We start from the raw sequence: 12,767 nt of genomic DNA, 5'->3' as shown, positions 1-12,767 counted from the left end.
TCGTTTCCGCTCGACTTGCATGTGTTAGGCCTGCCGCCAGCGTTCAATCTGAGCCATGATCAAACTCTTCAATTTAAGATTTTGTTCGGCTCAATGAATACTGAACATTACATAAGTAATGTTTGAATTGACTGTGCTGAATCTTTCGATTCAATGGTCACTTCGTATCATTGAAACCTAATTTGATACCGAAGTATCGAATTGGATTATCATCAACGAGTGCCCACACAGATTGATAGGTCTATATTTTTAAAGAGCACACTTCGAAGTTCTCTTCAAAGTGGACGGCTATTTTAGCTAGATAACTTATCGTGTCAAACACTTTTTTAAGTTATTTATCTGCGAGTTAATTTTAACTCACTAACCGTAGTTGTTTAGGTTCCACTTCACTTGCTTTCCCGTGACAACGGAGGCGCATTATAGGGAGTTCATTAAAGAACACAAGTGCATTTTTTAAAAAAACTCACCTTTTTAGTTTATTCGTATAGAAAACAGACAAAAGACTCTAAAAAACTATAGAAAAGGAGCCAAACGGCCCCTTTAGTGTGATTTTTATCTCAATTTTACTGTATCCATACAATTATTGATGAGCACAAATTTGGTCATTAGTAACAATTAGCTGCACTGTCTTGTCTGGAACGATTTCACCAGACAGAATTGATTTGGCTAACGGGTTCTCGACATTCTGCTGAATTGCACGTTTTAAAGGACGCGCACCATACACAGGATCGAAACCAACTTGAGCGATCAAATCGAGCGCTTTGTCGGAAACTTCTAGTTGATAGCCTTTCTCCTCTAGTCGTTTCGCCAAACGTTCCAATTGAATAGAAGCAATGGACTTAATGTGTTCTTGACCAAGTGGATGGAACACCACGATTTCGTCAACACGGTTCAAGAACTCTGGGCGGAAGTGTTTGCTAACCACATCCATCACTTCACTCTTGATACCTTGATAGTCTAATGTTGCGAAATTCTCTTGGATACGAGATGAACCCAAGTTAGATGTCATGATCACAACCGTATTACGGAAGTCAACAGTACGACCTTGACCATCCGTTAAACGCCCATCATCGAGAACTTGCAGCAGAATGTTAAATACATCCGGATGCGCTTTCTCTACTTCGTCTAACAAAATTACCGAATACGGCTTGCGACGAACCGCTTCCGTTAAGTAACCACCCTCTTCATATCCGACATAGCCTGGAGGCGCACCCACCAATCTTGCCACTGAGTGTTTCTCCATGAACTCAGACATATCGATACGGACCATCGCATCTTCGCTGTCGAACATAAAGCTCGCAAGTGTCTTACAAAGCTCTGTTTTACCCACACCAGTTGGACCTAAGAATAAGAAGGAGCCAATTGGTCGGTTTGGATCAGAAAGCCCAGCTCGACTACGACGAATGGCATTCGATACAACAGAGACCGCTTCGCTTTGCCCTACCACACGATTATGCAGCACGTCTTCCATACGAAGTAGTTTCTCTTTTTCCGCTTCTAGCATCTTGGATACCGGAATGCCGGTTTGCTTAGAAAGTACTTCTGCAATCTCGTTGTCGGTTACTTTATTACGCAATAGCGTCATTTCCTGCATTTCAGCTTGGGTTGCAAGATCTAACTGCTTCTCAAGTTCAGGAATACGACCATATTGAAGCTCCGACATACGGTTTAGATCGCCAGCACGGCGAGCAAACTCCATGTCCATACGAGCTTGTTCAAGCTCAGACTTAATATGTTGAGTGCCAGAAAGAGCTGCTTTTTCTGTATTCCAAACCTCTTCTAGCTCAGCATACTCTCGCTCTTTTTCATTGAGTTCTTCATTAAGCGCTTTCAAACGCTTTTCACTCGCTTCATCGTGCTCGTTACTTAGTGCTTGTTGCTCAATTTTGAGTTGGATAATTTTACGCTCAAGCTTATCCAAGGACTCTGGCTTAGAGTCAATTTGTAAACGAATGCTTGAAGCCGCTTCGTCGATTAAGTCGATCGCTTTATCCGGCAACTGACGGTCGGAGACATAGCGATGTGACAAGCTCGCCGCAGCAACAATCGCTGGGTCAGTAATTTCGACGTGATGATGAAGCTCATAACGCTCCTTCAAGCCACGTAAAATCGCCACGGTATCCTCAACGGTCGGCTCATCCACCAGCACTTTTTGGAAACGACGTTCTAATGCTGCATCTTTTTCGATGTACTGACGATATTCATCCAATGTTGTTGCGCCAACACAGTGCAGCTCACCACGAGCTAATGCCGGTTTTAGCATGTTGCCCGCATCCATTGAGCCTTCACCTTTACCAGCACCGACCATAGTGTGTAGTTCATCAATGAAGAGGATGACGTTGCCTTCTTCTTTAGCAAGTTCATTCAATACTGATTTTAAACGCTCTTCAAATTCACCACGGTACTTAGCACCAGCAACCAGTGCGCCCATGTCTAATGACAGCACACGGCGACCACGCAGACCTTCAGGTACTTCGTTGTTAACTATGCGCTGCGCTAAGCCTTCAACAATTGCTGTCTTACCTACGCCTGGTTCACCGATAATCACAGGGTTGTTTTTAGTACGACGCTGCAATACCTGGATAGTACGACGGATTTCATCATCACGGCCGATAACCGGATCCAATTTACCTTGCTCTGCACGTTCGGTAAGGTCTATGGTGAACTTTTCCAATGCTTGACGAAGCTCTTCTGCATTCGGATCATTGACCTTTTGACCACCTCTGATCTTTTCGATTGCCTGGCTGACTTTTTGCTCTGTTAAGCCGATCTCTTTGAGCAATTGCCCCAATGGTCCGCGATCTTCTAAAGCGGCAAGCAGGAAGACTTCAGACGAGATATAGGAGTCTTGACGCTTTTGCGCCACTTTGTCACACAGGTTAAACAATGTGCCCATCGAGCTAGAGAGCTGAACATCCCCACCGATGCCACTGACTTTTGGTAATCGATCTAACATTTCACTCAATTTAGAGCGTAAATGCGTTACGTCCACATCCAGCATAGTAAGCAATGGACGAATTGGACTGCCATTTTGATCAAGCAAAGCCACCATGAGGTGAACTGGCTCGATATATTGATGATCGCGCCCTAACGCTAGTGATTGAGCATCAGAGATAGCGATTTGAAACTTACTTGTGAATCGATCAAGACGCATATCTACCTTCCTAACCTCAACTAAAGGAAATTCTTTTGACAGTTAGAAAGATGGATACTCGGGTGGGGAATTTCAAGGGAGTGAATGAATAAAGATAGCTTTGCAAAAATAGTAGTATGCATCTTAGCACTTTGGTGCTTATAGCTAGTCTTCGATCCAAATAAAGGTTGCTTGTCGACCAGTCTTACCATCACGGCGATAAGAGTAAAAAGAGGCTTTATCTTGGTAAGTACAAAGTCCAGAATCAAACACTTGTGTCACACCAGCCCGGTTTAGACGTTGCGTTGCCAGCACCGACATGTCAGCAAACCATTTACCGTCGATATCGCGTGGAGCAAATGCTTGATTCGCCTGTGAATCAAAATCAACAAAAGCTTGCAGAACATCTTCACCCACTTCGAAGGCTTGAGGGCCAATGGCGGGGCCAAGCCACGCTATCACTTCACCAGAAAACAACGCTAACGCATTTTCGACAATGCCATTTGCTAAGCCGCGCCAACCTGCGTGAACTGCGGCTACTTGCGTACCTTGTGTATTAGTCAATAATAAAGGTAAACAATCGGCGGTCATCGCTGAACAAACAACATGGCTTGAAGAAGTAAATACACCATCCGCATCAAGCACCTGTGTTGTTGGTTCATTTGCTTGAGCCACAACGGTTGAATGCGTTTGGTTTAACCAGATTGGCGCATTTGGCATGCTTGCCTGTTGCGCCAACCAAGCTCGGTTCTTCTCTACTAAAGACAAATCATCCCCAACGTGAGTACCTAAATTTAGCCCTTGGTAAGGGCCTGTCGAAAATCCGCCTATGCGTGTTGAGGCGAAAGCTTTGACATTTTTAGGCGCTGGCCAATTCGGAATGATCGTCTTCATATTAGAATTCTTCCGGTAAGCCGTGCTCTTCTGTATCTTGACGAAGCGCTTCAGTCATCACCACCATGTCATCAGGCACTGGAGCATGAAACTCAAGAACTTCGCTCGTAATTGGGTGCTCAAAGCGCAGCATTACTGCGTGCAATGCTTGGCGATCGAAACCCCGGATCATTGCCGTTAGCTCTTCAGACGCACCTGTCGGGATGCGAGCACGTCCACCATATGCAATATCACCGAGCAACGGATGCTGAAGGTAAGACATGTGCACACGAATCTGGTGCGTACGACCCGTTTCTAGACGCAAGCGAATACGCGTGTGTTCGCGGAAGCGTTCAGCAACACGGTAGTGCGTTACGGCTGGTTTGCCCATTGGTGCCACCGCCATAAGCGTGCGCTTAGTAGAGTGACGACCAATAGGTTGATCCACTTTACCGCCCGCAGTCATACGACCAATAGCGATCGCTTCGTACTCACGAGTAATATTACGTTTTTGCAGTGCGCGAACCAGACGAGTTTGTGCAGGAACGGTTTTCGCCACCACCATCAAACCCGTGGTGTCTTTATCCAAACGGTGCACGATACCTGCACGAGGTACTTCTGCAATATCAGGGTAATGATGCAACAACGCATTAAGTACAGTGCCATCAGGCGTACCAGCGCCCGGATGAACCACAAAGTCACGAGGTTTGTTGATAACGATAATATCTTCATCTTCATAGACGATATCTAGCGGGATATCTTGCGCTTCCCAGCGTTCTTCATCTTCTAACTCGGCTTGCAATGTAATTTCCTCGCCACCCATTACTTTGGTACGAGGTTTAGTGACAACTTCACCATCAACTTGAACTTTCCCATCAAGCAGCCACTCTTTTAGGCGCGAGCGAGAGAAGTCCGCGAATAATTCGGCGATAGCTTGGTCTAAACGTTGACCTAACTGGCTATCTTTTACGGTATTTGTTAATACAATCTGCTGAGCCATATCGAACTTTTTTAAAAACTGTGAGACTAATGCTCACGACTGTGAAAAAATAGACTATTACGTCATTGTATCTGTTACTGGAAAGAAAGTAACGGCAGCTTAAGAAATATTTAGATTCAAGGAACAGACTCCTGATATGAAACGTCAGACTTTAACAGGCCTTTTAGCGGTATCCCTTCTGTTTGGATGTGCAAGCAAAGAAGAAATCGTTCCTGATGTGCCGCCTTCGGAACTGTATGCAGACGCACAGATTTCTCTTCAAAGTGGTAATTGGCTTTCTGCAATTGAGAAACTGGAAGCATTAGACTCACGTTACCCATTCGGTGCCTACTCAGAACAGGTGCAGCTTGACCTAATCTATGCGTACTACAAAAACGACGACCTTGCTTTGGGCTTGGCAACCATTTCTCGCTTTATGCGTTTAAACCCAACCCATGAAAAGATGGATTGGGTGCTGTACATGCGAGGTCTAAGCCACATGGCGCAAGATCGTAACTTTATGCATGATTTATTCAGCGTAGATCGAAGCGATCGCGATCCTGAACCGGTAAAAAAAGCGTTTGATGACTTCAAAAAACTGCTTCAACGCTACCCGAATAGCCCATATGCAGAAGATTCACAAAAACGTATGGTCGCGCTGAAAAACCGTCTAGCGAACTATGATTTAGCGACTGCTGACTTCTACCTTCGCCGTGAAGCTTGGGTCGCTGCTATTAATCGTAGCCAAGAGCTACAAAAAGCGTATCCAGACACAGAAGCTGCACGTAAGTCACTGACTATCCAGTTAGAGGCCTACAAGCAACTTGGTTTGGAAGACGCCGTAGCAAGAACTGAAAAGCTTATCGAGCTCAACCCTGTGAAGTAATTGAACTTGCTTTAAACTGAACCGCCACCGTTTTTACCGTGGCGGTTTTTTATTACTCTCAATAGTGTATTCAGCCCTTTCTTGATGATCTTCCTAGCTCCACATATGCTTAAAGTTCTCCTCCCCCCTTTATAAAAAGGATGTGAACGTGACGATATCTAAGCTTTGCGCAGTTATGCTGCTCCTATTGTCTGCTTCCGTTTGCGCACTGCAAATCTCGCCGCTCAAACAGCCTCCTTATACCGGAGACCTCGATGTCATCAAGGAGAAGAATGTACTGCGCGTCTTAGTTTCTGCTGATTTAGGCTTTTACTACATTGAGGGCGGCACACCAAAAGGCATAGGCGCGGAATTGCTGGCGCATTTCGAAAAAGACCTTCGTAAACTCAAACCAAAGCTTAACGTACAAATTATTCCTGTTGCCCGCGACCAGCTACTGCCAGCCTTAGAAAACGGTTCAGGTGACTTAGTTGTCGCCAACCTGACTATTACCGACACGCGCAAACAGAAAGTGGAGTTCAGTTCACCCATCCTCACTGGTATTCAAGAGTGGGTAGTGACAAACAAAAGCACACCAACGATGACGAAAATCGAACAACTGAGCGGCAAAGAGATTTGGGTGCGCGCCAGTTCTAGCTACTTTGAAAGCATTCAGACACTAAATAAGAAACTAAACAAAAAAGGCTTACCGCCTGTTATCGTGCACTTTATTGAAGAAACACTTCAAGATTATGAGCTGGTCGGAATGCTCAACAATGGTTACGTCAAAGCCATTGTTCTCGATAGCCATAAAGCCAAGCTTTGGCTGAAAGTGATGGATGATATTCGGGTTCACAAAAAAATCCCTATCCGCAAAAATGGCAAAATTGCTTGGGCAATGCGAGAAAATAGTCCCAAATTAAAAGCCGTCGTGAATAAGTTCATCCAGAAGTCTCGCTCTGGGACACTACTCGGTAACGTTATTTACGGTAAATACATCGATAACACGGGATGGTTGAACAGAGCTCTTAACCCTAAGAAAATTGCTCAACTAGAAAAACTCGCAGCGCTATTTTCACGCTATGGTGAGAAATACGATATCGACTATTTACTGATCGCTGCAATCGCTTACAAGGAATCAGGATTTAATAACGACCTAGTTGGAAGCCGAGGTGCCGTTGGCATAATGCAAGTCCTACCCAGCACCGCTCAAGATCCGAATATCAATATCAAAAATGTTCGACAATTAGAAAACAACATTCATGCTGGAGTGAAATACTTAGCTTTTTTGCGTAAGCAGTACTTCAGTGATCCTGATATTACTGCACAAAATAAACTCTACTTTACATTGGCGGCTTACAATGCGGGCCCCGGCAATGTAGAGCGTATTCGTAAGCGTGCAGCCCAACAAGGTTACGATCCTAATGTTTGGTTTAATAACGTGGAAGTCGTTATGCGGAAAAGTTTAAGCTCAACGGTTGGGTACGTCACAAGCATTAATCGCTACTACATAATATACAAACAACTAGAAAGTTTGGACCAAGTCAAAAGTCTAGAAAGGGTTTCACTAGCCCCAAAAGACCCCATTTTCATGATACCGCTACGAAAAGTCAGCCAAATGCCAGACAGTAAAAAGCCGCTTGTACAGTAAGCGGCTTTTTAAATGGATTCATTGGAAAGACTCAGTGATCGTCATCACACCTTACGTGTAGTTAAATTTTAACCACCTCAAATATTAGGCCGTAAAACTTCCCTAAAAACGAGGCCGTTTTCAGCTGAGTACTCTATTCAATCTACGGATTTACTAACCGATAACAAGCAATTTCACGATAAATCTCAGAAGTTCTTGAGTGAGATCACATTCATTTTTCATCATAAAAAACCCGAGCAAAATAATGATCTGAATCACATTTTTTTATGCTTAAAGCGGTAATCTGAACTCAACCCATGAGGGATGCAACAGAGGAAAAACACTTATGACAATGAATATCACTGGCAAAAACATCGAAATCACCTCTGCAATCCGAGCTCATATTGAGAGCAAATTTAAAAAACTGGAGAAATGGCAAGTAGACCTAATTGGTTGCCAAGCAACTTTCAGTGAGGAACCAAACAAACAGAAGAAATTCGAAGCGGTTATCAAAGTTCCTAAAGGCCAGCTCATTGCCTCAGCAACTCACGAAGATCTTTACGCAGCTATCAACGAAGTGGAGCAAAAACTAGAACGACAATTGAACAAGCTGACCCACAAACCTGAAGCTCGACGTGCAAGTAAGCCTGAGCTAGTGGAAGAAGAAGAGTAAACTGAACAGATTGAGGAAATAGCGCCGAAAGGCGCTATTTTTTTGCTTGACGCTCTCCCCAGCCTTGCTTATTGTGTTTAAACACTCATAAATTAAGCACTATTTATGCATTTAACCTCACTGTTTATTTTTGACTTCTTTTTCCTCCCATAGTTGGAGGGGCGAACTCGTTTGTGAAAGAAAAGTCAAAAACAAACAGAAAGCCTCCCAAATCGGGAGGCTTTTTTATAAGGAAAGAATTGATGACTGACCAACCTATTTCCCTCGAAGAAATTCGTTTACGCTTGAATGAGTTGGATGACCAACTTCTCAGCTTATTGTCTGAGCGCCGTAAACTCAGCATTGAAGTAGCCAAAAGCAAAGTACAAACCTCAAAGCCTGTTCGCGACGCCGTCCGTGAACAGCAATTATTGGTCAAGCTGATTTCTAATGGCCAAGATAAATACGAACTTGACGCGCAGTACATCACCAAACTTTTCCATACCATCATTGAAGACTCAGTTCTGCTTCAACAAAGTTATCTGCAAAATCTCGTTAACCCACAGCAAAGCCGTAAGCCACTTGCTCGCGTCGCTTTTTTAGGAGCCAAAGGCTCTTATTCGCACTTGGCAAGTCGCGAATACTTCAGTCGTAAAAATACGGAGCTTATCGAGCTCAACTGCGAGCACTTTAAAGAAGTGACTCAAACGGTTGAATCTGGCCATGCTGATTATGGCGTTCTGCCAATCGAAAACACCAGCTCAGGCTCTATTAATGAAGTGTATGACTTACTACAACACACGACGCTTTACATCGTTGGAGAGCTAACTCAACCAATCGAACACTGCTTGGTTGCGAAAAAAGACATTCGTCTGGAAGATATTAAAACGCTGTATTCTCACCCTCAGCCACACCAACAGTGCAGTGAGTTTTTAAGCCGTATGAAAGGAGTAAAGCTGGAGTCCTGCGCGAGCACAGCAGATGCAATGCAGAAAGTCCAAGAGATGGATCGTGATGATGTGGCTGCAATTGGTAATGCATCAAGCGGTAAGCTATATGGCTTGCAAGCAATTCAAGGCAACATCGCAAACCAAACCGAAAATCATACTCGCTTTATCGTGGTTGCTCGTAAACCGGTTGAAGTTTCTACTCAGATTCCAGCAAAAACCACATTGATCATGTCGACCTCCCAAGAGGCAGGCTCATTGGTTGAAACACTATTAGTGCTGCAACGTTACGGCATCAATATGGCCAAGCTAGAATCACGCCCAATTATGGGGAACCCGTGGGAAGAGATGTTCTACGTAGACTTGACATCACATCTTGCTTCGACAGAAATGCAACAGGCACTTGAAGAGCTAACAAAAATCACTAAGCACTTGAAAGTTTTAGGCTGTTACCCGAGTGAGAACGTAAAGCCTACGCAAGTGAAATTGAGTTAATAGACACCAGTGAGTAAAAAGATCATGGTAACCCAAAAAGTCGTAATCGCATCGCTAAACCCAGCCAAAATTAATGCAGTTCAAAGTGCATTTCGTAATGCATTTCCGCATCAAGAGTTCAACTTCGTTGGCATCAGTGTACCGAGTGAGGTCGCAGATCAGCCCATGACGAATGAAGAAACTCATCGTGGTGCGCTAAACCGCGTTAAAAACGCAAAAGTAGAGATGCCAAACGCGGATTACTATGTCGGTCTCGAAGCGGGAATTGAAGCAAACGTGACGTTTGCTTGGATGGTGGTTGAGTCAGAGACTCACCGCGGTGAATCTCGTTCTGCAAGCTTAATGTTGCCGCCAAAAGTCTTGGAAAAACTCAAGGATGCGAATGAGTTGGGAGATGTAATGGACGAAGTGTTTGGTACTGATAATATCAAACAGAAAGGTGGCGCTATTAGCCTGCTAACCCAAAACCAGCTAACTCGAAGCTCGGTCTATCACCAAGCCTTGATTCTGGCTTTGATTCCATTCACAAACCCTGAGCACTTTCCTTCAAATTTATAACACTCAGCCTATTCTCTAGATACGCAAAAGGGCGGATATTTCCGCCCTTTGTAATACATTATCTTAGTCACTTGTAACACCAAGGCCTAAAAGCAAATTGGATATACTGTCTACTTAGATACCGCAACTTGTTCTAACAAGACTTTCAACTTGTCTTTTTCTTCATCAGATTTCGACTTTAGTTCGTTAGAGCCTCGAGTAATGGTGGCAATGCCCACACCAAGCATCTGACTGATCTGACGTTGAGATAATTCTCCTTTAAGAAGTTCGTTAATTATATTAACGCGTGATATTAATGACTCTCTCTCATCACGTGACATCAGCATAGTTAACAGCATGTCATCTTGCTGGGTGCCCATACTTGTTCGAATTAGCTCAATAATCTGTTGCCAGTCTTTATACTCGGGTTCGTGCGACATCAAGTTACCTCACTCAATACTTGGTATTGATCTCATGTTGATTCAAGAACGCGCCATCGATACCCAAAAGATCACGATAGTATGTTTCAAACATCAAGATGTTTTGTACATAACCGCGCGTCTCTTTAAATGGAATTGCCTCAATAAAGGCATAAGCATCCACTTTTCCTTGGGTACGCTCTCGCCACGTTTTTACTCTGTTAGGACCTGCATTATAAGCAGCAAGAGCAAAAATACGATTATTATCGTAATCCTCTAATAAACCTTGCAAATAATGGCTACCAATCTCGATATTTTTTCCTACATTGTAGAGATCCTGCGTACCTTGATAACTCAACTTATATTTACGTGCCGTGTACTTCGCCGTCGCAGGCATAATCTGCATAAGACCACGAGCGCCAACTGGAGAGCGGGCTTCAACATCTAACGCACTTTCCTGTCGAGCGAGAGACATCATCGTGATGGGATCAATGTTGTGCTTTTTCGCATAAAAGTTAAACCACCAGCGGTGTGCTATTGGGAACCTAAGTTCGATATTATCCCACATCTGCGCTTGAATACTCGCGGTCACCGTTAGGTTATGCCAACGTTTAAATGATGCATAAGCCGCCAACATCGCCTTTTCATCTTTCCCTACGCGGCGCAGTAAGTGTGCCCATTCACTCTTCGCTGCTGCGATTTTATCCGTCGCGATCAACTCTTCGATACGAGCTAGCGAGTCTTGATAGGGTTGAACAACTTTCTTGTCCAACTTAACCGTATGCGTTGGGTATTTGATTGATTGCCCGATTGCATTGGCGGCAGCCACACTGTAGAAGTTTCGTTGCCCAAGCAGAGTTGCTAAACGCTGTTTCCCCGCGATGTCATCACCTAACGCTATTTCACTTCTTCCAAGCCAATATTGCCAGCGTAGCGTGGCTTGTTCTTCTTTATTTAGAACAGCAATCCACTCTTGTACGCCTTTCCAATCTGCATTTTGAATCGCTAAGCGGATGCGCGTTTCAATCAACGGTAAGTACTGACTGGTTTTCGTTTTATCATCGCGCCATTTAGCTAATGACTCAGACTCCGTACGAGTCAATCGAAATGCAATATAGTCGGCAAGTTCTTGCGCTTTTTCTGGAGAAAACTTCTGTCCTTTAATGACGGCATCGTACGCACCTTGTGCTTGGCTAGTGTTCATGCGAGCCAACTTTTCTAACGCATATTCACTTTGCGCTCGATTAAAATCATTCGCAGGTTTTTTCTTCGCGAATTCCGCAACACTTGAAGGATTATCAAACAACGCTTTCATTTCTTTGGCTTGTTGCTTTGCCTGCGCTGATTTAGGCAGTTTGAGCAAGTAACTCATCAAACCGCCATTACGAGCATCAAACGCCAGTAACATACGCTGTAGAATCAGTTCATCGGTACGCTCACCCGCCTTGTCCCATGCTTCAAATAATGGGTCACACTCATCAGCAATGCTGATGCCACGTAACCACATATGTTCAGCCCCTTTAAACGCCGCGACTTTCTTGCCTTGCTTTAATTGAGCGACGTAGAAAATACATTGGTAACGCTCACCACTAGGAATGACTTTTTGAAACTCAGTAATGGTTTTCCAATCTTTTTGCTTATAAAGATGATTGAGGTATGGAGCGCGAACTCGACGAGAAAATGGAAAAGACTCGTGCTCAGAAATAAACTCGTTCACCTGTTGTGGTGACTTTTCCGGTAACTGTCTAATAAAAGTGCGGTAATCCACATAAGGCGTTAGTGGATAGTCAGAAATTTTAGGACGAATCGAAAGGTATCCGTCGATGTCATTTTTATCTAATAAATCTTGAGCTTGCTCATATACTTCGCGCTGCTTTTCCAAACTCAGCGCGGCATTAGCACTCAAACTCATAGCACACAACGCGGCGGCGCAGCATACGTTTTTAGCCAATTCAGATACGTTGAATCTCATTTGTGTCATTTTCCCCAGACATATACTGCCCTAAAGCCTAGTTTTGTTAGAGTTCATGTGATGTTAAGGCAATTTTCACACATGCATCTATTTACACAGAATGCAGATGTCCATGTAAAGCAACTTAGTGTATTAAAAATTGTACTCGTCAAACTTTTAAGACGATGGAGACAAAGCGTTTCTAACTCGCATAGAAAACACTTCGTCATTCTTAACGAATAACAAAAGTGTATACCCTAACCGTGTAAGTTTCCGGTCAGCTCAA

At 43.9% G+C, this 12,767-nt stretch carries 10 protein-coding genes, 1 rRNA gene and 1 other annotated feature; of the genes, 5 read left to right on the top strand and 6 right to left on the bottom strand.

Annotation, left to right across the window (positions count from 1 at the left end; translation table 11 throughout):
• From R7O03_RS05570 to rluD, 4 genes are all read right to left on the bottom strand, one after another.
• Positions 1-75 (bottom strand): 16S ribosomal RNA (locus R7O03_RS05570); the annotation flags it as partial.
• A gap of 505 nt (positions 76-580) precedes the next feature.
• Positions 581-3,154, bottom strand: a complete 2,574-nt coding sequence (gene clpB / locus R7O03_RS05565; RefSeq protein ID WP_005381873.1) for an ATP-dependent chaperone ClpB — start codon at positions 3,152-3,154, stop codon at positions 581-583.
• Between the two features lie 144 nt (positions 3,155-3,298).
• Positions 3,299-4,027 carry a peptidoglycan editing factor PgeF gene (pgeF, locus tag R7O03_RS05560; protein ID WP_206958069.1) on the bottom strand — a complete coding sequence of 243 codons (729 nt, stop codon included), beginning with the start codon at positions 4,025-4,027 and terminating at the stop codon, positions 3,299-3,301.
• 1 nt (position 4,028) lies between these two features.
• Positions 4,029-5,006, bottom strand: coding sequence for a 23S rRNA pseudouridine(1911/1915/1917) synthase RluD (rluD, locus tag R7O03_RS05555; RefSeq protein ID WP_206958067.1), 978 nt, complete (start codon positions 5,004-5,006; stop codon positions 4,029-4,031).
• 136 nt (positions 5,007-5,142) lie between these two features.
• Between rluD and bamD the strand changes: the two genes are divergently transcribed.
• The 5 genes from bamD to yjjX all read left to right on the top strand — a co-directional run bounded on the left by bamD (position 5,143) and on the right by yjjX (position 10,132).
• Positions 5,143-5,871 carry an outer membrane protein assembly factor BamD gene (gene bamD / locus R7O03_RS05550; RefSeq protein WP_005381876.1) on the top strand — a complete coding sequence of 243 codons (729 nt, stop codon included), beginning with the start codon at positions 5,143-5,145 and terminating at the stop codon, positions 5,869-5,871.
• Between the two features lie 148 nt (positions 5,872-6,019).
• Complete coding sequence (locus tag R7O03_RS05545; protein ID WP_309474001.1) at positions 6,020-7,501, top strand: lytic transglycosylase F; 1,482 nt, start codon at positions 6,020-6,022, stop codon at positions 7,499-7,501.
• Positions 7,502-7,826: 325 nt separating this feature from the next.
• Complete coding sequence (gene hpf, locus R7O03_RS05540; protein WP_005381889.1) at positions 7,827-8,153, top strand: ribosome hibernation-promoting factor, HPF/YfiA family; 327 nt, start codon at positions 7,827-7,829, stop codon at positions 8,151-8,153.
• Positions 8,154-8,261: 108 nt separating this feature from the next.
• Positions 8,262-8,383: a sequence feature (Phe leader region), on the top strand.
• A gap of 12 nt (positions 8,384-8,395) precedes the next feature.
• Positions 8,396-9,574 (top strand): prephenate dehydratase, encoded by a 1,179-nt coding sequence (pheA, locus tag R7O03_RS05535; RefSeq protein ID WP_047103903.1) that lies wholly within the window; start codon positions 8,396-8,398, stop codon positions 9,572-9,574.
• A 24-nt stretch (positions 9,575-9,598) separates the two neighbouring features.
• Positions 9,599-10,132, top strand: coding sequence for an inosine/xanthosine triphosphatase (gene yjjX, locus R7O03_RS05530; protein ID WP_171345756.1), 534 nt, complete (start codon positions 9,599-9,601; stop codon positions 10,130-10,132).
• 110 nt (positions 10,133-10,242) lie between these two features.
• Here yjjX and trpR read toward each other — a convergent pair whose 3' ends face one another.
• On the bottom strand, positions 10,243-10,551 hold the full coding sequence (trpR, locus tag R7O03_RS05525; protein ID WP_005381892.1) for a trp operon repressor: 309 nt from the start codon (positions 10,549-10,551) through the stop codon (positions 10,243-10,245).
• 13 nt (positions 10,552-10,564) lie between these two features.
• The gene (gene sltY / locus R7O03_RS05520; RefSeq protein WP_411977463.1) at positions 10,565-12,511 is read right to left on the bottom strand and encodes a murein transglycosylase; all 1,947 of its coding nucleotides are present in this window, start codon (positions 12,509-12,511) and stop codon (positions 10,565-10,567) included.
• Between the last annotated feature and the right edge of the window lie 256 nt (positions 12,512-12,767).

The sequence above is a fragment of the Vibrio sp. Vb2960 genome, from assembly GCF_033337665.1.
In the GTDB taxonomy this organism is placed as follows: domain Bacteria; phylum Pseudomonadota; class Gammaproteobacteria; order Enterobacterales; family Vibrionaceae; genus Vibrio; species Vibrio alginolyticus.
This window is presented reverse-complemented; position numbering and strand designations above follow the sequence as displayed.

Bases quoted from the DNA above. Each gene is read 5' to 3' on its own strand.
- clpB (WP_005381873.1), bottom strand. From the start codon at position 3,154: ATGCGTCTTGATCGATTCACAAGTAAGTTTCAAATCGCTATCTCTGAT.
- pgeF (WP_206958069.1), bottom strand. From the start codon at position 4,027: ATGAAGACGATCATTCCGAATTGGCCAGCGCCTAAAAATGTCAAAGCT.
- rluD (WP_206958067.1), bottom strand. From the start codon at position 5,006: ATGGCTCAGCAGATTGTATTAACAAATACCGTAAAAGATAGCCAGTTA.
- bamD (WP_005381876.1), top strand. From the start codon at position 5,143: ATGAAACGTCAGACTTTAACAGGCCTTTTAGCGGTATCCCTTCTGTTT.
- hpf (WP_005381889.1), top strand. From the start codon at position 7,827: ATGACAATGAATATCACTGGCAAAAACATCGAAATCACCTCTGCAATC.
- pheA (WP_047103903.1), top strand. From the start codon at position 8,396: ATGACTGACCAACCTATTTCCCTCGAAGAAATTCGTTTACGCTTGAAT.
- yjjX (WP_171345756.1), top strand. From the start codon at position 9,599: ATGGTAACCCAAAAAGTCGTAATCGCATCGCTAAACCCAGCCAAAATT.
- trpR (WP_005381892.1), bottom strand. From the start codon at position 10,551: ATGTCGCACGAACCCGAGTATAAAGACTGGCAACAGATTATTGAGCTA.
- sltY (WP_411977463.1), bottom strand. From the start codon at position 12,511: ATGACACAAATGAGATTCAACGTATCTGAATTGGCTAAAAACGTATGC.